Consider the following 24,261-nt stretch of genomic DNA (forward strand, 5'->3'; position numbering starts at 1 on the left):
TATAATTTATTTAATTCTAATTCGGAACACTGTACCGATAATAGGAACACGGAGGGATGAAGTCTTGAAAATCGCAACAGATATTGGCGGTACTTTTACTGACCTAGTTTTCACAGATGAAAAAGGAAATCTTCATTTTGATAAGGGACATACGACACCTGGTCACTTTGAGGATGGCATATTAAATGTATTAGGACGACATGTAACGGAGGATTCTCTAATTGAATCTTTTATTCATGGATCGACGGTTATCATCAATACATTAACGGAAAGAAAAGGGGGCGTAGTTGGGTTAATTACAACAAAGGGCTTCCGTGATGTTATAGAAATTGCACGCGGTAATCGACCAGACTTATATAACTTCAAATATAAAAAGCCAGAACCATTTGTAGAGCGTTACTTACGACAAGAAATCGATGAGCGAATCGATTTTAAAGGAAATATTATGAAAGCGCTTAATACCGAGGAAGTTGACGAGATCGTTCATAAATTTAAGGAATTGGGGGTTGAGGCGATTGCCATTTCCTTAATTCATGGCTATAAAAATCCAATTCATGAACAACAGTTAAAAGAAGCTATTTTAAAAATTTGGCCTGAAGTGTATATCACACTTTCAAGTGAAACGATTAAAGAATACCGTGAGTATGAAAGAACAAACACAACAGTCCTTAATTCTTATGTAAAGCCAATTGCACATGCCTACTTAAAAAGCTTAAAAGAGAAACTAAGCACAATTGGCATTACAGACCATTTAAAAATTATGCAATCAAATGGCGGGACTACAAGCTTTGATAAAGCAATGGAGCTACCGATTAATCTTGTAGAATCGGGTCCAGTAGCAGGTATGTTTGGAGCTGCAAAATTAGGTCAACTTCTCAATGAATCCAATATTATCGCTTTTGATGTTGGTGGGACAACGGCAAAATGCTCGCTGATTACAGATGGCAAAGTCAATGTCACAACAGATTACTATATTGAAAGAAATGAAAAATTTGCGGGCTATCCGATTAAAACACCTGTAGTGGATATTGTCGAAATCGGGAATGGTGGTGGCTCCATCGCACGTGTAGATCAGTTTGGCTCATTAAAGGTTGGACCAGATTCTGCGGGGGCAAATCCAGGTCCTGTAGCATATGGCTTAGGGAATACACAGCCAACAATTACAGATGCCAATGTTTTTTTAGGAAGATTATCTTTAGAAAACTTTGATAACCCGATATCCATTGACAAAGTGGAGGAGGCTCTTGTAGAAGCAATTGCGAAACCATTTAATGTGTCAGCAGAAGAAGCAGCACAAGGTATTTTAGATATTGCAAACTCCAATATGTTAAATGCACTGAAGCTGATCTCTATTCGTAAAGGCTATGACCCTGAAGACTTTACAATGGTGGCATTTGGTGGTGGTGGTCCACTACATGCGATTAATTTAGCAGAAGAACTTGGCATGAAAAAAGTCATTATTCCTTATGGCTCATCCGTCTTTTCAGCATTAGGAATGATGATGACTGAATACCGACAAGATTATATTCAAACAAGTTTAATGAACTTTGACAAAGACCATCTTGCGGCTATTCAAGAAAATATTGATCAAGTGATTGCCAATGCCTATGCAGATGCACCATTATCAAAGGATCATTATTATTTTGAAATTAATTATGATTTACGCTACAAAGGTCAAGAGCATGCCGTTAAATTAAATGCATCGACGACTACGCTTGATGAAGTGGGGCTCCTTGAATTGGCTGAAGCCTTCCACGTCAAACATAAACAAGAGTTTTCTTTTGATTTACCAGCTACGCCAATCGAGTTAGTCAACTTACATCTTACAATCTACGGTAAAGATGAGGCGGTTCAATTTAAAGAGCTAGACTTCTCTCATATCGACAATTCCACATGTATTAAGGCACAACGCAATTTATATGTGAAGGGAACAGGTTGGGTAGAGGTCAATGTCTATGACCAACAAAAATTAGTACCTGGCTATGTCATTACGGGTCCTGCTATTGTGGAAAATCCAACATCTACGGTTGTAATCAATGACAAGCAATCGATTGAAATTGATAAATATGGCAACTTGATTGTAGAGATGGAGGGGAAATAAAACATGAAAAAAGATGTTTTTGCAGTAGAAATTATTCAAGATTCATTGCTAGCTATAGGAGATGAGATGTTTGTTGCCCTAGCACGTTCTTCTATGAGCCCAGTTATCTATGAAGTATTAGACTACGCTTGTGGTTTAACAGATGCCAAGGGTAATTTAATTAGTCAAGGGAACGGTGTAACGAGCTTTATTGGGATGCTAAGTCCAATGGTACAGCGTGTTATTGAAAAGTTTGATAATGGGAAAAAACTACACGAAGGGGATGTCATTATTATTAATGACCCTTATGTTGGAGGCGGCTCGCATTTATCGGATGTCGGCTTAGTTCTCCCTATTTTCTACAACGGTGAAATTATTGCGTACTCTGCCAATAAAGCACACTGGACAGAGGTAGGGGGTATGGACCCTGGTTCGTTTACAAGTAATTCTAATGAAATCTATCAGGAAGGTTTACAGCTACCAGGTGTCAAACTTTATCATAAAGGTGAATTGAACGATGCAGTCTATGAAATCATTTCTACGAATGTTCGTTTACCAGAGCTTTCAATTGGTGATATGTTTGCACAAGTAGCCGCCTTAAAAACAGGAGAAAAACGAATCGCAGAGCTTTGTCAGAAGTTTGGTGCGGAATCGGTGAAATTGTCCATTCAAAAATTATTGGACAAGGGTAAGAAAATTGTAGAGCATGAGCTTCAACACCTACCTAAAGGTGAATTTTATGCGGAGGACTTTATTGAAGGCGACCCTTTAAAAGGTGGACCTTATCCAATTAAAGTGAAAGTCACAATCAGTGATGAGGAGTTTATTTGTGACTTCAGAGGCTCACATCCTGCGGTCAATGTGCCAATGAACTGTTCTCAATTTGGTTTAATGGCAAGTGTGCGCGTTATGTTCCTAGCATTACTGGGCGATATTGACGTAATTAACGAAGGTGTCTTTAAACGCTTAACGATTATCACAGATGACAATTCCATTGTTTCAGCCAAACGTCCACATCCTGTGTCTATGAACTTTGAGGCACGTATTGGAGCAGCAGATCTCATTTGGAAAGCTCTTGCCCCACATTTACCAGAACGCTTATCAGCAGGGCATCTACAATCTGTTTGTACGTTTATTCTCACTGGGAAAAATCCTGAAAATGATGAGTCATTCCTAATTGTTGAGCCATCTGTTGGTGGCTGGGGAGCAGCGAATGATGAGGATGGGCAAAGCGGGCAATACTGTATGGGAGATGGTGAAACTTATAATCTTCCAGTTGAAATTGCAGAAACAAAATATGGTATTCAAATTGATGAATATAGCTTAAATTGTGACGGTGCTGGTGCTGGTCAATTTAGAGGTGGCTTAGGTGTTCGTCGCGTTTATACAGTCAATCATGATGGTCAAAAGGTTTCTGTGAACTTAGGTAGACATCAATTCGCGCCATTCGGTTTAAATGGTGGTGGAGAAGGCTCTCACAACTATTTAATCATTCATAAAAAGGATGGAACGAAAATTGGACCTGTTGGCGTACTTGCCAATTATGAATTGCAAAAAGGCGATCGTATTGAGCTTGTTACAGCAACTGGCGGTGGGTATGGTCATCCACATGAACGAAGCACAGAGGCCATTGAACGTGATCTATTAAATGAATATATTTCTGTAGATGTAGCGAAAGAGCGATACGGTTATCAAAACGCTTAAAGGGAGAAATAGATGACTGTCAAGACATTAAAAAACTCATTGGATATACTAGAATGCTTTGCAACGAAAGAAAATGCATTAGGTGTTCGTGAAATTTCACGCATGATGAAACTGCCGACAAGTGTCGTGCAAAGAACCATTAATACATTTACAGAAGCGGGTTACTTAATACAGGATGAACACACGAAAAAATATAAATTAGGTTATAAAATGTATCTTTTTTATGATGTGTTATCGAATTCCAAAGACCCTCACTCGACCATTTATGAATTGATGCAAAATCTTGCCAGTGAAATCAATGAATCAGTATTTCTTACTTATATGGACAATGAATATGGTGTCACAACGAAAATAGCCGAAAGCAATAAAAATGTAAAGTATGCGGTGTCTTTAGGAACAAAGACACCCCTTTACATCGGTGCTTCCTGTAAGGTAATGTTTGCTTATTTAGATGAGGACAGGCAGTTGGAATTAATCGCCTTCTTTCATGAGGAACAATCGAAGGAAGAGCAAATTTCTTTCCTCGCATCATTAAAGGAAGAGCTGCAACAAATTCGCCAAAACAATTGGTGTGTTACCGTCGGGGAGTATAATGAACATGCATTTGGCATCAGTGTACCATTATTTAACTATAAAAAGGAAATCACTGCGTCTCTTACAATTTCTGGGTTAGTATATGATTTAGATGATCAAAGGGAGAAAAATATGCTTGAACAGTTAGTGAAAGTAGCTCAGCAAATACAATCACACATTTCAAAATTATAACAACAATAGGGGAGCTGACACTATGAATAATAAAGTATTACATCCAAGGGCTTTAGAGCCTGTAACTCTACTAATGATCGTCTTAACATCTGTTGTGGGGGCAATTATTGGGATACAGCTAATTACGACTTTAGGGATTTCTGCCAATACATCAATCGTAGGGGCAATATTTGCGATGATTCTTGGAAGAATACCGATTGGCAAGCTAATTGCCTTTAAATCTGTACACAGACAAAATATTATTCAAACGGCGATTTCTTCTGCTACATTTAGTGCAGCAAGTAGTTTAATGTTGCCAATTGGTATTCCATATGTATTAGGCTATGAAAATTTAGTATTACCATTGTTTATCGGTGTTATTTTAGCGATGTTTGTTGATGCTTTATTATTATATAAATTTTTTGATACAAAGATTTTCCCAGCAGCGGGTACTTGGCCACCAGGGGTTGCAACAGCTGAAGCCATTAAAGCAGGCGATAAAGGCGGTAAGAATGCAAAGGTATTAATTGGTGGTGTGTTAATTGGTATCGTGGGATCTGTGTTGAAAATTCCAATGTCAGCTTTTGGGGTAGCGTTCATCGGTAACATTTGGGCGCTGACAATGTTTGGGATAGGTCTTTTACTAAGAGGCTATTCTGTTCAATTATTTAATGTTGACTTAAATGCTTACTATATTCCACATGGTATTATGATTGGTGCCGGCATTGTGGCTCTTTTCCAAGTAGCGTTTACATTATTGAATAAACGCTCTGCGAAAAAGTCAGAAGAGTTAAGCTATTCGAAAGATCCAAAAGAAATTCGTCAAGGCTTCGGTGTAGGATTTATTGCCTATCTAGCCATTGCGTTATTAATCGCCATTTTAGGTGGTATTATTACGCATATGTCTTTCGGTATGTTAATAGGATTCATCATCTTTGCAACGATTGCCGCATTTGTCCATGAGCTAATTGTAGGGATCGCGGCGATGCATGCGGGTTGGTTCCCAGCATTTGCAGTGGCATTTATTACACTAATTGTTGGTATTTTAATTGGTTTCCCAGCTCCAGCACTTGCGTTATTAGCAGGGTATAGTGCCGCTACAGGGGTAGCATTTGCGGATATGGGCTATGACTTAAAAACTGGTTTCATTTTACGTGGTAATGGTAGTGATCCTGCTTTAGAAAAAGAAGGACGTAAACAGCAAATGATTGCTGGGATGTTAGCCTTCTCCATTTCAGCAATAGTTGTACTACTTTCTTATAAATCTTATTTTGCACAAGGTTTAGTAGCACCTGTTAACCATGTGTATGCAGCAACAATTCAATCAGGCGTTACAGGCGATGTAGCGAAACAATTAATGATTTGGGCGATTCCAGGTGCATTAATTCAGCTAATCGGTGGTTCAAAACGTCAAATGGGTATTTTATTTGCAACAGGTCTATTACTTGTCAATCCAATTGCTGGTTGGGCTGTATTAGCTGGTATCTTACTTCGTGTTATTTTCACATATATGACGAAAGGTAAGAGAGAATCTGAAATGACGGTCTTTGCAGCAGGTGTCATTGCTGGGGATGCGTTGTATAGCTTCTTCTCTTCGATTCTAAAAATAGGGAAATAGAAAGGGGTAATAGAGGATGACAAAAGTATTGTCCTATGAGGATGGGATTGCTGCCGTTTATGGAGGAGCAATCCTTGGCGGTGGAGGCGGTGGTCTCCTAGAGGAGGGACTCAAGCTGGTAGAGGAAATCTTTGCAGCAGGCGAACCTCAAATCGTGGATATTACCGAATTAGATCAAGAAGATTTAGTTGCCTGTGTGGCAATGGTAGGTGCGCCATCAGCAGCCGATCAATACATTTCGAATGAACAGCTTTGTTGGAGCTATCGCCATATGAACAACCATACCAATCAACGTCTAAAGGGCATCATTACCAATGAAAATGGTGCCATCACGACGATCAATGGCTGGCTGCAGTCCATCTTATTAAATGTACCGGTTGTGGATGCTCCTTGTAATGGACGAGCACATCCAACGGGAATCATGGGCTCTTTAAATCTCCATGAAAAACGAGACTATCAATCCGTACAATTTTATGCAGGAGGAAAAGATGACTTCGCCGTCCAAGGCTTTGTGGAAGGGAATTTACACAGCACCGCAAAAACGGCACGTCAAGCATCTATTTTAGCAGGTGGGCTAGTAGGGGTAACTCGAAATCCTGTGACGATTGACTATTTACAAAAACATGGAGCGCCAAATGCAATCACAATGGCCATAGAGCTTGGCTATCGCTTCTTAAAAGGGCAAACCTTTGAAGAAAAGCTAGCCCATGTGTTGCAGTATTTGAATGGGGTGCACATTATATCAGGTGAAGTCACAAATTATTCGTTAACAAAGGAAAATGGCTTCGATGTCGGGAAGTTATCAGTGGGTGATTACCATCTGACGTTCTGGAATGAATATATGACATTATCGAAGGAAGGACAGGTACAATCCAAATTCCCAGATCTCATCATGACGTTCGATACGGAGAAAATGCTTCCTGTTCCAAGTGCAAGTATCCAAGAAGGAATGCATGTCGCAGTGATTCATGTAGACCAATCTAACTTAAAATTAAGTTCAACAATGCAAAACGAAGCACTGTTGCAGGAAATTGATGAAGTGATCAAAGGCGTTCTATAAAGAAAGAAAACAAAACAGTAAAAGCTGCCATCATCTACTTGAATGTAAGATGGGCAGCTTTTATTTGTCCTTCAGCGGGAGGGTAATACATTTTATCACAATCGTTCCTACTTCCTTTTTCACTTCATACATTGATGGCTTAAATGAATTTTCTTCTTGATTTGCACAACTCATAAAACGTGATATTCACAAGCTGTAAGCAATTATTGTGTACGATTTTCATTAAAGGGAGGAGCTACGTTCATACATAATCAAGGAATTGACTAGAAGAAGGTAACAACCAGTAATGAAAAAACAATGCACTTCTGCTACAACTGGCGAAATCCTTTTGGTCATGCAACAAACTAACCTGTTGTTCACATTTTCGGCATGTACATTTGGCTATGCGGGTTAAACAAAGAATTTCTAAGGGAAAGTGTTCACTTTTATTTGTTTAGATGATTGGTTTTCAATACGCACGTCATCTTTTAAACAGTTATTCAATTGTAAGCCCGCTGAAGTTAATGTTAAATCAGTTAAACACACAGCTGTTGTACAGTGCTGAAAAATATGAGGTACAGAACAAATAGCTGTTCTGTACGTTCATCATGCAATATTCTGAAAAATTAGTCAATTGAAATAGATTTGATTTTTAATTTTTCTAGATTACCTCTTATGTAATAAAATACAGTATAATTTTGTAGGAAAGGAATGAGTGTAGACTATGGATCATTTAATGAATAAAGTACGTGAAATATATGAGCAATTTGATGCTAGTCATGATTTTCAACATATTGAACGTGTCTATCAAAATGCAGTAGCTATCCTACATAGCGAGCCAACAGCAGATGAAGAAGTTGTGAAAATAGCGGTGCTTTTACATGATGTCAGTGACAAAAAGTATACCGATAGCAAGGAAAAGGAAGAACAGCTTATTGCGGAATTACCTGTTAGCGAGGAAAAAAAGCAACATATTCGTGATTGTATTGCCCAAGTGTCCTTTAATGGTGGGAATGAGCTAGAAGCAACATCATTAGAAGCAAAAATCGTTCGAGATGCAGATCGTTTAGATGCGATCGGAGCTATTGGCATTGCTAGAACATTTGCTTATGGTGGAGCAAAAGGTCGCAAGCTTTATGATAAGGAAGAAGAAGCACGAACAACTATGTCAGAGACAGAATATCGTCAGAAAAATACCTCGTCTGTTACTCATTTTTATGAGAAATTATTATTGCTAAAAGATTTAATGGTAACGGAAAAGGGCAAGCAAATGGCACTTGAACGACATCAATTTATGGAAAGTTTTTTAAAGCAACTCCAGCAAGAAATCGGTCAGTAGCACATAATACAAAAACCGCCTTTTTTAAAATAATATAGGGTAAATAGTATAACAAAACAAAACCAGACCTTATGTTTAGAGGATTTAAGTTTGATTATATATAATCAAACTTTATAATCAAACTTTTCGTATATAAAAATACATCCATTAAATCTTTATTGAGATAATGGATGTATTTTTTATTGTGGTTTTTTAAATAAAGATTGATGATTTATAATTAAGTTCGATCATTTATAATAAAGTTTGATAAAAAAACTGTATGGAATGCAGTTTTCTTATTCCACAATCGGGCCAGATTGTGGAATAAGCAGGAACTAATAATTATTAGGAGAAATATAAAAGTATAGTTCAAATTAACGAAGAGGATTGTTATGAAATGGAGGACGGTAATTATGAAAATTTATAATACAGTTCCATATTTTTTATTAAACTACATGCCCTCGGAGCGGTTCTTAAAACACTACCATGAAAAGTTCTCACAACACTTCAAGGAATACTTTCTGTATCATTGTAAAAATCCAGATGAGAAGATTAAAAACGCAATTCAAAGATACCCTTCCAAAATGAGTGAGATAAAGGAATCGAGTGGAAAAATCGAAAGCCTAATTCAAGAAGTGGTGTTAACTTACAGACAAAAATATAATGTCGAGTTCACTAAAGATGTACATATTATTGTTGGAGCATATGGGTCAAATGCATTTACACATCGTCAAATTATTCCTGAAGTGACATTTTGTTTAGAAAAGCTCTCTTCTGATGATAAACATTTAAAAGTAATTATTGCTCATGAATTTGGTCATACTCTTCATAATATTTTATCAGATCAGGAGGGGGTGGATTGGTCTAAAGTTCAGTGGTTTCATCCCTTTACAACGTTGTTTCAGGAAGGATGTGCAACGTATTTTTCAGAACAAGTTGCTGATGCTGACAAATCGGTCTATTTTTTATATGAAGATAATGGAGAAGAATGGTTAAAATTTGCAGAAGATAACAAAAATGATATTATCATTACTTTTTTGGAAGATATAAATAAACGTACACAACCTGAAGTTATCCATGAATGGTTTTCAATTAATGGAGGTTCCTACTTTGGTTTCACACGTTTAGGGTATTTTATTGGATACAATGTGATTCAAATCTTAATTGAAAAGTATCAAGAGAAAGAGGCCGTTACACTTTGGAAAGAATCTACATTCAATAAAGAAATAGAGACTGTGCTTTTAGAACTTACTTAAAATGTTTAATTTACAGTTAAGTTATTCGACAATCGGGCGCATTTCTGTAGCAAGAATTGTGCTTTTTCTTTTTTTTGGGGGATATTATAGTGTATGGAATCTGTCATTTATCAGTGTATATTTTGGAAAAATCTGATAAAATTTAAATAATTATAATTAGAAGGAGGCGGTATATTATGAAAATCGCGAACATATTTAACGGGGTGAATCTATTTTAAGGGAAGAGCGTATAAATCCCCTATAAACTGCGTGGTCCCTAAAATCCGGAGGGAAAAAAGTGATTATTAGAGACTATAGGGTTAATGACGAGACTGGTTGGGTAAGATGCCGAACACTTGCGTTTCTACAGACTGCCTATTTTGATAATGTACTAAATAAGAAAGAATGTTATGAAAATCCAGCAATCGAGCTAGTCGCAGAGTTGGACGGTCAAATCGTTGGGCTTATTGATGTAGAATATGAAATAGAAGAACGAACAGTTTGCTCCAGGGGAGAAGGGTTAGGAGGGATGATTTGGCATATCGCTGTTCATCCGGATTTCTCCCGGCGTGGAATAGGACAACAATTACTCTATGCTGCTGAAAATAAAGCTAGAAGAGTGAATTTAAATCGTTTTGAGGCTTGGACAAGAGATGATTTATGGGTTCAGAAATGGTATGAAAAAATGAATTTTAATATCGTTGATTCCTATTATCACGTTTATTTTGAAGAAAATGAAATGAATCATCGAATTCAAAGCAAAATGCCCAATCTATACTTAGTTAATGCTTTTACTCATTACGTTGGGAAAGATATTGACCAATTTACAAATAATAAACGTATTCACCAATGTGTTTGTTTTGAAAAATCATTTTAATCATTTCTAAGTTATGAATGACATATTTATCAATAATACTATTCAACAATCGGGCGCGTTTATGAAGTAACGCTGTAGAAAATGATCAAATTTTTTTATAATAAGCAAACTAAAAAATGCTAAAGAAGCAACCATTTTGATTAATCTTTTTTCAAAATGGTTGCTTCTTATTAATCTTAATTTAAGGATTAACGAGGTGTTTTTGTACAAACTTTATTTTAAAGCTACATTTATATCTCATTAAGAATTTTTTGTATGGCAGTTACATATATGGCATTTCTCAGTGCATCTATTTCGGTATCTGCCAGATTATAAGAAGGCTCGACTATAACGACATCCTTATTTTTGCTTAGATCGTTTATAGGACGCATATCAATCGTAAAGGTTGTTTGTTCTTTAAGCAGAGAGTTTTCTCTTTTGAGCTTTTTATTCTCTGCCATAAGCATTCCAACCAATGCCTTTGTTGTTGGTTCGGAGATACTTGCTAAGATATCATCGTTTACAGGCAAAAGGCACTGATTCCATTTTTACGTTCAGACCGAATGCATGCCCATTTAGAAAAACTGCGCATTGCGCTTGAGATAAGAAGAGATCAGACGATTGCATTGTTGAATAAGCATGCACCAAAGGGCGTTACGTGGATCGAACCAAAGGGAGGGCTTAATATTTGGGTGTCTTTACCTAGTAATGGCAATACGGACGAGCTGTTATGGAAGGCTCAACAAGCCCAAATGACCTTTTTACCAAGCTCAGCTTGTTATCCAGGAGAGCCACAATATCACCATTTGAGAATTAGTTATTCTTTTCCTGAACCGCACGACTTAACACAAGGAATCATCAAACTTTGTCAGCTTATGGAATCCTATTTACAGGACATGCCACCAGTTCGTTGATAGTTTGTTGTTCTTTGTTTACCTGCTGTTTGATGTTATGATGAATAGTGGATATCAATAATCGTCTACATAAAAATCGTGTGGGCATGAACAATACCTAACATGAAAGAGATGGAATAGTGGAATGAGTCATTTAATTGTACAAAATTTAACCAAAACAGTGGGCGATAAAACGCTTTTTCAAAATATTGAATTTACCATTTATGAGGGAGAGCGGGCAGGCTTAATCGGTATAAATGGAACGGGAAAATCAACCCTGTTATCCATTTTAGCTGGGGACATGGAAGCGGATTCGATGACAGTAGATCGCCCGAATAAATACCGTGTTGCTTATTTACCTCAGGAGCCTACATTTAAGTCGGGCGAAACGGTTTTACAAGCTGTCTTTGCAGGCGATTCGCCCATTTTACAGCTGAATCGTCAATATGAGGAAACGGTTGCTGCACTAGCAAGTAACCCAACATCCGAAAGTTTACAAAAGACGTTATTTAGTCTGCAACAGCGCATGGATGAAGAGCAGGCATGGGATGTCAATGCCCTTGCGAAGACAGCTTTAACAAAGCTAGGGATTGAAACTTTTGAAAAAGAGGTACTAACGCTATCAGGCGGCCAGCAAAAACGTGTTGCATTAGCGAAGGTGTTAATTGAACCAGCTGATCTTTACTTATTGGATGAGCCCACCAACCATTTAGATGTACAGTCTACCGAATGGCTTCAAGAGATGGTCTTACGATTAAAGGGTGCAGTGATTTTCATCACCCACGATCGTTATTTCTTAGATGAATTATCAACACATATTTACGAGTTAGCGAATCAAACCTTGTATCGTCATACAGGGAATTACGGTGATTATTTAGAGGCGCGAGCTATTCGTGAGGAGATGCAAGCTGCTTCCGCACAGAAGGATCGCAATCGTTACCGTTCAGAATTAAAATGGATTCGTCGTGGTGCGAAGGCGCGTTCAACCAAGCAAAAGGCTCGTATTCAACGCTTTGAAAAGCTAGAAGAAAACCTAGAACGTAAATCAGAAGATGTTTCCTTGGATATGGGACTTGCGACAACACGTCTTGGTCGTAAAGTGCTGGAGGCTGAGAATATTTCGAAAGCCTTTGGACAGCAAAAAATCCTTGAAAACTTCTCATTTTTACTACAGCAGGGTGATCGAATTGGCATTATCGGCGCAAACGGTGTAGGAAAATCAACTTTATTGAACATGCTAGCAGGAGAGCTGACACCCGATCAAGGTGAAATTCTTGTTGGGTCAACAGTCAAGCTGGCACATTTCAAGCAAACATTGCCGAAAATGAATGAAAATGAGCGCATGATTGAATATATACGTGAGGCTTCAAATGATATTACAGATGCAGAGGGTGTCCGTTACTCAGCTGCTCAAATGCTGGAGCGCTTTTTATTCCCGCTGCATGCTCATGGTACACCAATTGGAAAATTATCGGGCGGTGAGCGCAAGCGCCTTCATTTATTACGTTTATTGATGGAGCAACCAAACGTGTTATTACTTGATGAGCCCACGAATGATCTGGATATTGAAACATTGGGTGTGCTAGAGGATTTCATCGAGCATTTCCCAGGCGTGGTTATCACGATTTCCCATGATCGTTTCTTCCTCGACCGTATTGCGAAAAAGCTATGGATACTAGATGGTCAGGGACAAGTAGAGGAAACGCTGGATCTATACAGTGAGTATCTGGAGAAACGTGAGCAGGCAGCTACTGTCAAAGTAGAAACGCCAAAAGTGGAAAAGGCCAAATCCGAAAAGCCAAAATCAGACAAGAAAAAGCTTTCATTTAAAGAGCAAAAAGAATGGGAAACGATTGCAGACGAGATAGAGAAAACAGAAACTGCTATTATGGAGACCGAAGAAGGAATCGCAAATGCAGGCTCAGATTTTAGCAAGCTACAGGAATTAACTGCTAAGTTGGATGAGCTAAATGCACAGTATGAGCATCTAATTGAAAGATGGTCGTACTTAGATGAAATAGTTAACGGATAAGGAGCGATAGACATGAAGATTATTACCATTGAACCGACGCCAAGTCCCAATTCTATGAAGATTGTTGTTGATACAGAGCTACCGTTTGGGAAAAGCTATAATTTTACAAAGGATAATAAAGACGAAGCAACTGGCGAGGCGGCTGCTATTTTAGCGATTGAAGGAGTAAAGGGCGTTTACCACGTAGCCGATTTCTTTGCGGTTGAGCGCAATGCCAAATATGCATGGGAAGGTATTTTAGCAGGTATTCGTCAAGTGTTAGGGGAAGATGTCCAAACACAAGAAGAAACGGTTGTGGCCAATGAATTTTATGGAGAGGTTTATGTGCATGTACAGTTTTACAAGCAGGTGCCTTTACAAGTAAAAGTTTTTGATAACCAACGCGAATATCGTATTAGCTGTGGAGACCGTTTTGTCGATGCTTTTAATCAAATTATTGAGTCAGCAGTAGATGAAAACTATATTTTCCAACGTAAGTGGATTGATTATGGAGTTCGCTACGGTGAGCTGGAGGAAATCGCTGAAACAGTCAAGCAGGAGATCGATGTCACTTATTCTGCAGACCGTTTAGCGGAAATTGTCGCAGCAATCAATAATGATGGTGAAAAAGCGGCTGTGAAAACGGACAAACTCAAAGTGACGGTAGAGCAGTTCCAGCAACCTGAATGGGAGAAACGCTTCCAGCTGCTCGATCAAATGGCTGATCCTGAGCTAGACGATCTACCGCTATTAGATTTAGCCTTACAGGATGAACAAATGTCTATCCGTCGACTAGCTACCGTGTACTTAGGCATGATTGAGGATGTGGCAGTTGTACCTTATTTAGAAAGAGCCCTACAAGATAAAAGTGCAGCAGTGCGTCGAACAGCAGGTGACTGTATGAGTGACCTTGGCTTTGTAGAATTTGAAGAAGCCATGCAGCAAGCCTTACAGGACAAAAACAAATTGGTTCGCTGGCGGGCAGCGATGTATTTATATGAGGTCGGCACGGAGCAATCCTTACCAGCATTGAAGGCTGCTGAGGACGACAAAGAATTCGAAGTGAAGCTACAAGTGAAAATGGCCATTGCCCGTATCGAACAGGGCGAGGAAGCAAAAGGCTCGGTCTGGAAGCAAATGACCGAATCCCGTCAACAATAATCAGGAAAAAACCAGCATGTGCTGGTTTTTTTCTGTTTTGTCATGGTTGGGATTTGCTCTCATAAGTGGTTGAGGCTGCTCCGAATAGTGAGGGTCCGCTCCAAGAAGTGAGCGAACCACTCCAAAGGAATGAAGACCTACTCCAAAAAATTGGAAAGCCGCTCCTCAGAAGTGAGGACCTGCTCAAAAGAACCAAAGACTCTTTCTCCAAATTAAAGAAATCCGCTCAAAAAAGTATTGCCCTCTTCCAAACTAACAATATTCTAACCAACTCAAAATTAAAAACAATACTCTCTTTCATTCGATGAATTGATCGAAAAACCGTGTAAAACAGAAAAAAATGTTGTTTTCTAGTGATTTATTGCTAAACAAAAAGTTAAGGGCGTTCTTTGAATCATTAACATATTGTCTAGTTTCATAGAGAAAGGACAATGTTAAAATAACATAAATTCAGAATATTCTTTAAAGATAGGAGGTCCTTTGCATGACAGTAACTAGTTTAAAGACAACAAAATCGTATGTGCGTGATCGTGAGGCGGTCATCGATCTAACACAGAAGCTCGTGCGCATTGAAAGCGTTTACCGTGAGAACGATCCGAAGGGCAATGAGCAAGAGGTGGCAACTTTTGTAGCGGCGTATTTACGAGATATCGGGATCGAGACGCATATCGAGGAGGTTGTGCCAGGGCGACCGAATGTCATTGGCATTATTGATTCGGGCAAGCCTGGGAAAACATTACTTTTCGAAGGACATACGGATGTGGTGACAGAGGGCAATCGAGAGGCTTGGGCCTATGATCCATTTGGAGCAGAAATTGTAGATGGGCGTATGTATGGCAGGGGAACGAATGATACAAAAGGGAATCTTGCTTGTATGATTACGGCTTGTCAGTCATTGCTACTAGATCAAGAGGCGTTTACGGGCAAGATTATTTTATGTATTCCTTGTGATGAAGAAGGGCTTATGCTAGGCATTAAACATTTTATTAAAAATGGTTGGGCTGATGGTGTGGATGGTGCGATTATCTGTGAACCACAGGAAAATAATGTGTGTATTGCACAACGTGGGGCTATTCGTTTACAGGTAGATATTTTCGGAAAAATGGCGCATGGTGCGATTTCATGGAGTGGCATCAATCCTAACTGGCGTATGGCGCGCTTCATCGTAGAGCTTGAAAAGCTGGAAAAAGAGGAGCAAGCACGATTAGGGCGTGATCCAATGCTGAATTGGCCATCTATTACACCTACGATTTTACGTGCGCCTGTAAAAGGCGATGCACAAATCAATGTTATTCCGGATCATTGTATGACAACACTCGATATTCGTACGGTGCCTGCGCAGGACCATGATGAACTGCTCGGCAAGATTGAAGCGATTATTAAACGATTACAAGCAGATGATCCTGATTTCAAAGTTGAACTGACGGTTCTTGATAACCGACCTGCAACTGCAACAGCGAAGGAAGACCCTGTTGTACAGGCTATTTATGAGGCTGTGGCAGAGGTAACAGAAAAGGAACCAAAATATAACGGTGTTCCAGGTGCGACAGATGGTACGTTTCTTCATGTGCATGGTATTCCCATTGTAACGGTTGGTGCAGGAGATCGAGAAATCCCTCATCAAATCAATGAGTATGTGGATGTTGAAGAATTGGCAGAAACAACAGCCATTTACCGTTTAGCAGCATTAAAATTTTTGGCGGGTGATGCACAATGACGGCTATCAAAATAGCAGTAATACCAGGAGATGGCATAGGAAAAGAGGTTATGCAGGAAGCGTTAAAAGTTTTAAATTGTTTGCAAGAACAACATAGCTCCTTACAAATTGAAACAACCATCTTTCCTTGGAGCTCCGATTACTACGTGCAGCATGGCTGTATGATGCCTAATGATGCACTGGCAACACTTCAAACATATGATGCGATTTTATTTGGTGCTATTGGCGATGCTCGTGTGCCTGATGATGTTACCGTTTGGGAATTAATTATGCCCATTCGAAAGCATTTTCAGCAATATGTGAATTTCCGTCCTATTAAATCGCTACCTGGAATAGCGTCGCCCTTGGCTAACGGAAAAGAAATTGACTTTGTGATCTTCCGTGAAAATGCAGAGGGTGAATATTCGGACAGTGGTGGCCGACTGTACCAACAGCAGCCGCAGGAAATGACGATTCAAAATACAATCATGACACGAATTGGGATTGAAAAGATTGTCCATGCTGCCTGTGATTATGCGAAGCAACACGGTAAAACCAAAATAACAAGTGCGACAAAATCGAATGCCATTATTCATTCGATGAAATTCTGGGACGAGCATACTAGCAAAACGGTGGCGCAAAGCTCACCAGCACTACAGCTTGAATCCATTTATATCGATGCACTCGTCGCCTATTTCGTAGAACGACCACAGAATTTTGAGGTGGTGGTGGCGTCCAATTTGTTTGGCGATATTTTATCCGATTTAGGCTCTGCTATTGTTGGAGGACTTGGCCTGTCTCCATCGGCCAACCTAAATCCAGAAAAGGATTTTCCATCGATGTTTGAGCCTGTTCATGGCTCAGCACCAGATATTGCAGGTAAGGGCATTGCCAATCCAATCGCTCAAATTTGGTCGCTTGCTTTATTGCTTGGCCATCAAGGCAGACCAGATTTAGAACAGCTCATTGTTAAAGCCATTACAGCAGTGCTACAAGAAGGGGTCGTGAAAACGGCAGATATTGGTGGACAAGCGACAACAGCACAAATGGGTGATGCGATCTGTCAGGAAATTATTAATAGAACTTTAACAGCAGGAGGTGTTTAGCATGTCAGTTGAGCAAAAGGTGATTGTGGTTACTGGTGCAGGAGGCGGTATGGGAAAGGCTATTATTCAAGAGCAATTAAAGCAGGGCAATCGAGTTGTTGGACTTGATCTATCCATAGATGCCTTATCAGATATTGCACAGGATGCCCTTCAATGCTTTGAGGTCAATGTATTACAGGAGGAACGTGTGCAAGACATCTGTCAGCAGGTTTTTGATAAGTATGGCAGAATAGATGGTCTTGTTAATGCACTGGGAATTGCCCAGTCAGCTACACCGATTGAAGAGGTCACAATGGATGAATGGAATCGTTTAATGGATGTTAATGTGAAAAGTTTATTTATCACGACAAAGGCAGTTGTCCCTTTTATGAAAAAACAGCAAAGGGGTTCTATTATTACAATTGCCTCCATTTCAGCAGTGCGACCAAGACCAGGCTTACAGGCTTATATTGCGTCAAAGGGTGCAGCAGAGAGCTTTACGAGAGGACTGGCAATTGAACTAGCATCTAGTCAAATTCGGGTTAATACAATTCATCCAGGACCAGCAGACACACAAATGCTTGGTCAATTTGCCACACAGGGTGCAGACGTAGAGCAGACGAAGCAAAGTGTCTTTGTGCAATCAGTGCCATTAGGACGATTAGTGAAGCCAGCGGATATAGCAGGAGCTGTTAATTATTTACTCTCAGATGCAGCAAGCATGGTCACAGGAACGACATTACATGTAGATGGTGGCCGTGGATTATAGGAGGGGTACAATGAAAAAAATTCCTATGTTGATAGATGGTGAGTGGGTCCACGGTAATGCACAGGCATACCTCGATGTTAAGAATCCCTCAACAGGTGAAGTGATTGCACAAATTAGCAACGCGAGTAAAGAACATGTAGAAGAAGCAGTACGTGCAGCTCGTGTAGCCTTTGAGCGAGAGGACTGGCGTCAATGGAAAGCCTATGAACGTGGGCAGCTATTGATCGAATTTGCTCATTATATTCGTAAGCATGCAGAGGAATGGAGTTTACTAGAATGTCGGGATGTAGGAAAGCCCTTATCACAGGCAAGAGCAGATATTGAATCAGCGGCTCGCTATTTTGAATTTTATGGCGGTGCAGCGGATAAGGTGATGGGAGATACAATTCCGATTGAGGATGGGCTATTAAATGCAGTAGTGCTAGAACCAGTGGGCATTACGGTACATATTGTGCCATGGAATTATCCGATTCAAATTACGGCAAGAAGTGTAGCAGCCGCTATAGCAACTGGTAATGCAGTCATTGTGAAAAGTGCGGAGGATACACCGCTAACAACGCATGCCATTGCAGAATGGTTCGCCGATAAGTTGCCGAAAGGGATTTTCCAGCATATTACGGGCTTGGGACGAGAGGTTGGTCCTTATTTAACCTCACATCCCGATATTAATCATATTACGTTTACAGGTTCTGTTCCGACAGGAATTGCGGTGATGAAGGCGGCTGCAGAAAATGTTGTGCCTGTGACATTAGAGCTTGGTGGTAAATCTCCTAATATTGTTTTTGCGGATGCTAACATGGAGCAGGCATTAGAGGGAGTCGTACGTGCGATTATCCAAAATGCTGGTCAAACTTGTTCAGCAGGGGCACGTTTACTCATTGAGGAACGTATAAAAGACTCCTTCATTTCACGATTAGCGCAAAGATTCCAAGCGATCCAAGTAGGACCAGGTGAAGCAGATATGGAGATGGGACCATTACTGAATGAACAACAATATAAAAAAATCACTGCATTATTACAGCAAGCAAAGGTAGATGGCTATGTTGTGACAGGTGGGGAACCATTGACATTGGCAGGCTATGAGAAAGGCTTTTATGTTCAGCCAACTATACTTGATGGTGTCGATCCAAATGATCCATTAGCTCAGGAGGAAATTTTTGGTCCAGTGTTAACCGTCTTGACATTTTCCACTGTAGAGGAGGCCATCACATTAGCTAATAGTACGGACTATGGCCTAGTGGCGGGCATTTGGTCACAAAATATCGATACGGCTCATTATGTGGCAAGTCGTGTGCAGGCTGGCCAAGTATTTGTCAATAATTATGGGGCTGCTGGAGGCATTCAAATGCCATTTGGAGGCTATAAAAAAAGCGGAATTGGTCGAGAGAAGGGCTTTGTTGCACTGCGAAACTATACGCAAATGAAAAATATCGCTATACGCTATGCACCACCTAATCAACACTGAGATGGAGGGACGCATATGGAACAGCCAAAAGAAAAAGATGTACTTTTAGAGGTCAATCACTTATCAATTAAATTCCATTTAAAGAATGGGAAAGAGGCAAAAGTAGTTGAAGATGTGAATTTTACTATTCATAAAGGAGAAACCGTTGCACTGGTCGGTGAATCGGGAAGTGGCAAAAGTATTACATCCTTAGCCATTATGCGGTTGCTACCTATACCTCCAGGAGAAATTACGACAGGCTCTATCACTTTAAACGGTAAAAATCTACTTACCTATAAAAATAAAGAAATGAGCCGTATTCGAGGCAATGAAATTAGTATGATTTTTCAAGAGCCTATGACCTCTTTAGATCCCGTTTTTACGATTGGCAATCAAATGATTGAAGGCATACGAAGACACCAAAAGGTATCGAAAAAAGAGGCATGGAATAAAGCGCTACAGCTTTTAAAAGAAGTCGGGATTGCGAATGCAGAAAAGGTCATTGCGGAATATCCTCACCAACTATCAGGCGGGATGCGACAACGCGTTATGATTGCGATCGCAATGTCTAATAATCCGCAGCTATTGATTGCGGATGAGCCAACTACTGCACTTGATGTCACGGTTCAGGCACAGATTTTAAAGCTGATGCTAAAAATGAAGGAAGAGCATCGATCGGCCATTTTATTCATTACCCATGATATGAGCGTTGTTGCAGAGACAGCAGACCGCGTTATGGTGATGTATGCAGGACAGATTGTCGAGGAAGCCCCAGTAAGAGAGCTCTTTTTAAATCCACAGCATCCTTATACAACAGCACTTTTAAAGACGATGCCAAGCCTTGAAACAGATGTCAAAAGGCTACCATCGATTCCTGGTACAGTGCCACCAGCATATGCATTACCTGACGGCTGTCGCTTTGCGCCACGTTGTCCTCATGCGCTGGCACATTGTCATCAGGAGCAACCTGCTGTTTATCATATTCAAGAAGCACATAAGGTACGCTGTCATTTATTCACGGAGAAAGGAGAGCTGGCTCATGACGGAGAAAGAAGTTTTGTTGGAAATTAATCATTTAAAAGCCTACTTTCCTGTGAAGCGTAAGTCGATGAAGGAAGAGAAAAAGGTCATTAAAGCGGTTGATGATATTTCGATTGAGATTTATAGAGGGGAAACACTTGGTATTGTTGGCGAATCAGGCTCAGGAAAGTCCACCTTTGGGCGAACAATTTTAAAGCTTGTTGAACCAACAGCAGGAGAAGTGTTGTATAAAGGACAACCCATCCAGCATTTAAAGGGGAATAAGCTACAAAGTTATCGCAATCAAATGCAAATGATTTTTCAAGATCCCTTTGCCTCTCTCAATCCGCGGATGCGAATCGGTTCTATAATCGAAGAACCGATGAAGCTGCAACTAACATTGACGAAGGAGCAACGCAAAGAGCGTGTGAAGGAGCTATTACAAAAGGTAGGGCTACCTGAGGATGCCATGCATAAGTTTCCCCATGAATTTTCTGGTGGGCAGCGGCAGCGTATTGGGATTGCACGGGCATTAGCGATTCATCCAGAATTCATAATTGCTGATGAGCCCGTTTCAGCACTGGATGTGTCGGTGCAATCACAAGTGCTCAATCTCATGATGGATTTACAGGATGAATTTCAATTAACCTATTTATTTATTTCACATGATTTAAGCGTTGTGAAACATATTAGTGACCGTGTGGCAGTGCTGTATTTAGGGAGAGTAGTGGAGGTTGGGACAAAGAAGGAGCTATATGCCAATGCGTTACATCCCTACACACAAGCATTACTATCTGCAATACCCGTTGTTAATTTTGATGAGCCCAAACAAGAAATACTTTTACAGGGCGAGTTACCAAGTCCAATGAATCCACCTGTTGGCTGTGTCTTTCATACACGTTGCCCGTATGTGATGGAAAGATGCCATCAGGAGAGACCGCAGCTTCTCAATGAAAATGATCATCAACGAGTTGCCTGTTTTTTATATGACAAAAAATCAGAAAATTATAATTATTTAAAAAGTGAGGTGTGAAGAATGTTTGGCAATATAACGGATGTGCCAGGTGTTAAGGTAGGACATCGCGAGAATAAGGAGGGCATCACAGGCTGTACGGCGCTAGTAGTGGAAAACGGAGCTGTTTGTGGAGTGGATGTTCGAGGCTCTGCACCAGGTACTCGTGAAACTGATGCGTTAGATCCCATCAATGAAATTGACCGGGTCCATGCCATTTGTTTAGCTGGGGGTAGTGCGTTTGGGTTAGATGCTGCTACAGGCGTCATGCAATTTTTAGAGGAGCAAGGGATTGGGGTCGATGCAGGGGTAGCGAAAATACCGATTGTACCAAGTGCAGTACTCTTTGACTTGTTTATCGGTGATCCGCATGCACGACCTACAGCACTTATGGGCTATGAAGCGGCACAAGCGGCACAAGTTGGCTCATTTCCAAACGGCAATGTAGGCGCAGGCTACGGAGCAACTGTAGGCAAATTAGCTGGTCCAGAATTTGCAATGAAGGGTGGGCTTGGTAGTGCTTCCTATGCGGGGAAAGATGGTCTTGTAGCAGGTGCTATCGTGGCTGTCAATGCAGTAGGAGATGTCAAGGACCCTACAACAAGGCAAATTTTAGCTGGAGCAAGAGATAAGCATTCTGGTCAATGGGTGGATTGCTGTGCCTATCTAGAGGAGCATGCGCAATCAGAGGCTTTAGCGGGTACCAATACAACCATTGGTGTTGTGGCAGTGAATGCCAAGCTAACGAAGGCAGAGGCTAAAAAGATTGCGCAGCTTACGCAAAATGCCTTAGCACGCACGATTTATCCTGTTCATACGATGCTGGATGGCGATACGATTTTTGTACTCGGTACAGGAGATCAATGCTATGCACTTGATTATTTAGGGCAGCTAGCGACAAAGGTGATGGAGGAAGCGATTCTAGCTGGCATTAAAGCCGCTGAGCAATTGGCGGATGTTGAAAGTTATACAAGCATTCAAAAGAAAAGCATTTAGGAAAAGGGGGAACAGCCATGCAATGGAAGAAAAGCGGATTGTTACTACTAACAGTGTTGATGGCAATCGTTATGGCAGCTTGTTCAAGTGATGGAGAGAAAACGACGACTACTTCAGGTACTACAGATGGTCAAACGGCAACAGATGTTCCACAGGAAATTGTTGTTCGTGTGAATGATGATCCAGATTTTTTAGATCCACATAAAGCGACAGCGTCCATTTCGTATCAAATGATTCTAAATATCTTTGAGGGGCTAATGGCTCCTGAAACGGATGGCTCCTTAAAAGAGGGACTTGCTGAAAGCTATGAAATTTCTGAGGACGGCTTAACCTATACGTTTAAAATTCGCCAAGGTGTGAAGTTTCATAATGGTGATGATTTAACGATGGAGGATATTCAATATTCCTTTGACCGTTTAATGGGGAAAAATGGTGGAGAAAAAATGTCCAATAGCTTTGATAATGTAGCATCTACAGAGGCGCCTGATGCAAGTACATTTGTGATTAAGCTAAAAGAGCCAAATTCAAATTTCTTGTATTCATTAACAGGCAGACAATCAGCTATTATTCCAAAGAGCAATGATGGGAAGCATAATGAAAATCCAATTGGTACAGGTCCATTTGCCTTTGTGAAATATGCACCAGGTACAAATTTAGAGCTTAAGAAAAATGAACAGTATTGGCAAGAAGGATTACCTTATTTGAATAAAGTAACCTTTGCCTTCCAATCAGATGATCAGGCAGCCATTATGAGCTTAATGGCAAACGAAGTTGATTTAACGAGTGTTCCTTGGCACCGTGTGAGCGAGGTAGAGGGAAGCTATAATTTATCACACCAAAATAATAACTCTTCTCTTATTGTTACATTTAACGAAACAAAGGCACCATTTGACAATGTGAAGGTTCGTCAAGCAATCAATTACGCAATTAGTAAAGCCGATATTATTGACTCTGTGTTTGCAGGCTATGCTGTGCCACTTGGCTCTAATATGAGTCCAGCGATGGGCGATTTCCAAAAGAAGGGCTTAGAAAGCATGTATGAGCGAGATGTGGAAAAAGCGAAGGCGTTATTAGCAGAAGCAGGATATCCGGATGGCTTTAAAACAAAAATTACAGTGTCTTCACACAATGATATTTACTCAAATATTGCACAAATTGTCGTAGCTAATTTGCAAGAAATCGGAATTGATGTAGAAATTGAAGTAGTGGAATGGGGAATTTGGCTAGATCGCGTTTACTTTGGCCGTGACTATGCAATGACAACGATTGACTTAACAGGTCGTGCATCTGCTTTTGAAGTGTTGAATGATTACATTTCTACAAACGATAGTGAAAACTTCTTCTTATTTAAAAATGAAGAATACGACAAAATTATGGCTGATGTTTTAAAGGAAACCGACCAAGCCAAGCAAATAGAGTACTATCATCGTGCACAGGAAATATTAGCTGAGCAGGCAACAGCAGTGTATATTGCGGATTATCAAATCGTTTGGGGATCTGACAAACAGGTGACGGGGCTCAAGAGCTATCCATTCTGGTTCCACGATATGTCAGAGGTCAAGTTTTCAAACTAGAAAGGG

20 protein-coding genes are annotated in these 24,261 nt (G+C 40.1%); 19 read left to right on the forward strand and 1 reads right to left on the reverse strand.

What is annotated here, in order from left to right; all coding sequences use genetic code 11:
- The first annotated feature begins 64 nt into the window (after nt 1-64).
- The 8 genes from MKZ14_RS07915 (at nt 65) to MKZ14_RS07950 (ending at nt 10,615) form a co-directional block, all read left to right on the forward strand.
- Nucleotides 65-2,101 (forward strand): hydantoinase/oxoprolinase family protein, encoded by a 2,037-nt coding sequence (locus tag MKZ14_RS07915; protein WP_036076328.1) that lies wholly within the window; start codon nt 65-67, stop codon nt 2,099-2,101.
- Between the two features lie 3 nt (nt 2,102-2,104).
- Complete coding sequence (locus MKZ14_RS07920) at nt 2,105-3,784, forward strand: hydantoinase B/oxoprolinase family protein (RefSeq protein WP_339280795.1); 1,680 nt, start codon at nt 2,105-2,107, stop codon at nt 3,782-3,784.
- 12 nt (nt 3,785-3,796) lie between these two features.
- Nucleotides 3,797-4,549, forward strand: coding sequence for an IclR family transcriptional regulator (locus tag MKZ14_RS07925; protein WP_036076329.1), 753 nt, complete (start codon nt 3,797-3,799; stop codon nt 4,547-4,549).
- A 22-nt stretch (nt 4,550-4,571) separates the two neighbouring features.
- Complete coding sequence (locus MKZ14_RS07930; protein ID WP_016994349.1) at nt 4,572-6,146, forward strand: OPT/YSL family transporter; 1,575 nt, start codon at nt 4,572-4,574, stop codon at nt 6,144-6,146.
- Nucleotides 6,147-6,162: 16 nt separating this feature from the next.
- Nucleotides 6,163-7,206, forward strand: coding sequence for a DUF917 family protein (locus tag MKZ14_RS07935; RefSeq protein ID WP_333005781.1), 1,044 nt, complete (start codon nt 6,163-6,165; stop codon nt 7,204-7,206).
- A gap of 703 nt (nt 7,207-7,909) precedes the next feature.
- Nucleotides 7,910-8,524 (forward strand): HD domain-containing protein, encoded by a 615-nt coding sequence (locus tag MKZ14_RS07940; protein ID WP_333005780.1) that lies wholly within the window; start codon nt 7,910-7,912, stop codon nt 8,522-8,524.
- 392 nt (nt 8,525-8,916) lie between these two features.
- Entirely contained in the window at nt 8,917-9,759 is an 843-nt protein-coding gene (locus tag MKZ14_RS07945; protein WP_036076332.1) for a DUF5700 domain-containing putative Zn-dependent protease, read from the forward strand.
- 277 nt (nt 9,760-10,036) lie between these two features.
- Nucleotides 10,037-10,615, forward strand: coding sequence for a GNAT family N-acetyltransferase (locus MKZ14_RS07950; protein WP_333005779.1), 579 nt, complete (start codon nt 10,037-10,039; stop codon nt 10,613-10,615).
- Nucleotides 10,616-10,845: 230 nt separating this feature from the next.
- On the opposite strand, the gene gmtX is transcribed toward MKZ14_RS07950, so the two are convergent.
- Nucleotides 10,846-11,124, reverse strand: coding sequence for a gamma-mobile-trio protein GmtX (gene gmtX, locus MKZ14_RS07955; RefSeq protein WP_333005778.1), 279 nt, complete (start codon nt 11,122-11,124; stop codon nt 10,846-10,848).
- Nucleotides 11,125-11,157: 33 nt separating this feature from the next.
- On the opposite strand from gmtX, the gene MKZ14_RS07960 reads away from it, so the two are divergent.
- From MKZ14_RS07960 to MKZ14_RS08010, 11 genes are all read left to right on the forward strand, one after another.
- The gene (locus MKZ14_RS07960) at nt 11,158-11,508 is read left to right on the forward strand and encodes a hypothetical protein (protein ID WP_016994354.1); all 351 of its coding nucleotides are present in this window, start codon (nt 11,158-11,160) and stop codon (nt 11,506-11,508) included.
- Nucleotides 11,509-11,632: 124 nt separating this feature from the next.
- Nucleotides 11,633-13,519 carry an ABC-F family ATP-binding cassette domain-containing protein gene (locus tag MKZ14_RS07965; protein WP_333005777.1) on the forward strand — a complete coding sequence of 629 codons (1,887 nt, stop codon included), beginning with the start codon at nt 11,633-11,635 and terminating at the stop codon, nt 13,517-13,519.
- A 12-nt stretch (nt 13,520-13,531) separates the two neighbouring features.
- Nucleotides 13,532-14,659 carry a virulence factor gene (locus MKZ14_RS07970; protein WP_016994356.1) on the forward strand — a complete coding sequence of 376 codons (1,128 nt, stop codon included), beginning with the start codon at nt 13,532-13,534 and terminating at the stop codon, nt 14,657-14,659.
- Nucleotides 14,660-15,143: 484 nt separating this feature from the next.
- Nucleotides 15,144-16,376: a M20 family metallopeptidase gene (locus MKZ14_RS07975; RefSeq protein WP_333005776.1), complete on the forward strand. Its 1,233-nt coding sequence runs from the start codon at nt 15,144-15,146 to the stop codon at nt 16,374-16,376.
- Entirely contained in the window at nt 16,373-17,461 is a 1,089-nt protein-coding gene (locus MKZ14_RS07980) for a tartrate dehydrogenase (RefSeq protein WP_036076337.1), read from the forward strand. Before MKZ14_RS07975 ends, MKZ14_RS07980 begins: the two co-directional genes overlap by 4 nt.
- A gap of 1 nt (nt 17,462) precedes the next feature.
- Nucleotides 17,463-18,209 (forward strand): glucose 1-dehydrogenase, encoded by a 747-nt coding sequence (locus tag MKZ14_RS07985; protein ID WP_333005775.1) that lies wholly within the window; start codon nt 17,463-17,465, stop codon nt 18,207-18,209.
- A 10-nt stretch (nt 18,210-18,219) separates the two neighbouring features.
- A complete protein-coding gene (locus tag MKZ14_RS07990) occupies nt 18,220-19,674 on the forward strand; it encodes an aldehyde dehydrogenase family protein (protein WP_333005774.1) in 1,455 nt (484 codons plus the stop codon).
- Between the two features lie 15 nt (nt 19,675-19,689).
- Nucleotides 19,690-20,724 (forward strand): ABC transporter ATP-binding protein, encoded by a 1,035-nt coding sequence (locus MKZ14_RS07995; protein ID WP_016994360.1) that lies wholly within the window; start codon nt 19,690-19,692, stop codon nt 20,722-20,724.
- On the forward strand, nt 20,693-21,706 hold the full coding sequence (locus tag MKZ14_RS08000) for a dipeptide ABC transporter ATP-binding protein (RefSeq protein ID WP_333005773.1): 1,014 nt from the start codon (nt 20,693-20,695) through the stop codon (nt 21,704-21,706). Before MKZ14_RS07995 ends, MKZ14_RS08000 begins: the two co-directional genes overlap by 32 nt.
- 3 nt (nt 21,707-21,709) lie before the next feature.
- The gene (locus tag MKZ14_RS08005) at nt 21,710-22,681 is read left to right on the forward strand and encodes a P1 family peptidase (protein WP_333005772.1); all 972 of its coding nucleotides are present in this window, start codon (nt 21,710-21,712) and stop codon (nt 22,679-22,681) included.
- 17 nt (nt 22,682-22,698) lie between these two features.
- Nucleotides 22,699-24,255: an ABC transporter substrate-binding protein gene (locus MKZ14_RS08010; protein ID WP_036076341.1), complete on the forward strand. Its 1,557-nt coding sequence runs from the start codon at nt 22,699-22,701 to the stop codon at nt 24,253-24,255.
- Nucleotides 24,256-24,261 lie beyond the last annotated feature (6 nt).

The sequence above is a fragment of the Lysinibacillus sp. FSL P2-0066 genome, assembly GCF_037969495.1.
Classification (GTDB): Bacteria; Bacillota; Bacilli; order Bacillales_A; family Planococcaceae; genus Lysinibacillus; species Lysinibacillus boronitolerans.

What these genes read in the sequence shown, in the direction of transcription:
- MKZ14_RS07920 (WP_339280795.1), top strand. Translation starts at nt 2,105, where the DNA reads ATGAAAAAAGATGTTTTTGCAGTAGAAATTATTCAAGATTCATTGCTA.
- MKZ14_RS07925 (WP_036076329.1), top strand. Translation starts at nt 3,797, where the DNA reads ATGACTGTCAAGACATTAAAAAACTCATTGGATATACTAGAATGCTTT.
- MKZ14_RS07930 (WP_016994349.1), top strand. Translation starts at nt 4,572, where the DNA reads ATGAATAATAAAGTATTACATCCAAGGGCTTTAGAGCCTGTAACTCTA.
- MKZ14_RS07935 (WP_333005781.1), top strand. Translation starts at nt 6,163, where the DNA reads ATGACAAAAGTATTGTCCTATGAGGATGGGATTGCTGCCGTTTATGGA.
- MKZ14_RS07940 (WP_333005780.1), top strand. Translation starts at nt 7,910, where the DNA reads ATGGATCATTTAATGAATAAAGTACGTGAAATATATGAGCAATTTGAT.
- MKZ14_RS07945 (WP_036076332.1), top strand. Translation starts at nt 8,917, where the DNA reads ATGAAAATTTATAATACAGTTCCATATTTTTTATTAAACTACATGCCC.
- MKZ14_RS07960 (WP_016994354.1), top strand. Translation starts at nt 11,158, where the DNA reads ATGCATGCCCATTTAGAAAAACTGCGCATTGCGCTTGAGATAAGAAGA.
- MKZ14_RS07965 (WP_333005777.1), top strand. Translation starts at nt 11,633, where the DNA reads ATGAGTCATTTAATTGTACAAAATTTAACCAAAACAGTGGGCGATAAA.
- MKZ14_RS07970 (WP_016994356.1), top strand. Translation starts at nt 13,532, where the DNA reads ATGAAGATTATTACCATTGAACCGACGCCAAGTCCCAATTCTATGAAG.
- MKZ14_RS07975 (WP_333005776.1), top strand. Translation starts at nt 15,144, where the DNA reads ATGACAGTAACTAGTTTAAAGACAACAAAATCGTATGTGCGTGATCGT.
- MKZ14_RS07980 (WP_036076337.1), top strand. Translation starts at nt 16,373, where the DNA reads ATGACGGCTATCAAAATAGCAGTAATACCAGGAGATGGCATAGGAAAA.
- MKZ14_RS07985 (WP_333005775.1), top strand. Translation starts at nt 17,463, where the DNA reads ATGTCAGTTGAGCAAAAGGTGATTGTGGTTACTGGTGCAGGAGGCGGT.
- MKZ14_RS07990 (WP_333005774.1), top strand. Translation starts at nt 18,220, where the DNA reads ATGAAAAAAATTCCTATGTTGATAGATGGTGAGTGGGTCCACGGTAAT.
- MKZ14_RS07995 (WP_016994360.1), top strand. Translation starts at nt 19,690, where the DNA reads ATGGAACAGCCAAAAGAAAAAGATGTACTTTTAGAGGTCAATCACTTA.
- MKZ14_RS08000 (WP_333005773.1), top strand. Translation starts at nt 20,693, where the DNA reads ATGACGGAGAAAGAAGTTTTGTTGGAAATTAATCATTTAAAAGCCTAC.
- MKZ14_RS08005 (WP_333005772.1), top strand. Translation starts at nt 21,710, where the DNA reads ATGTTTGGCAATATAACGGATGTGCCAGGTGTTAAGGTAGGACATCGC.
- MKZ14_RS08010 (WP_036076341.1), top strand. Translation starts at nt 22,699, where the DNA reads ATGCAATGGAAGAAAAGCGGATTGTTACTACTAACAGTGTTGATGGCA.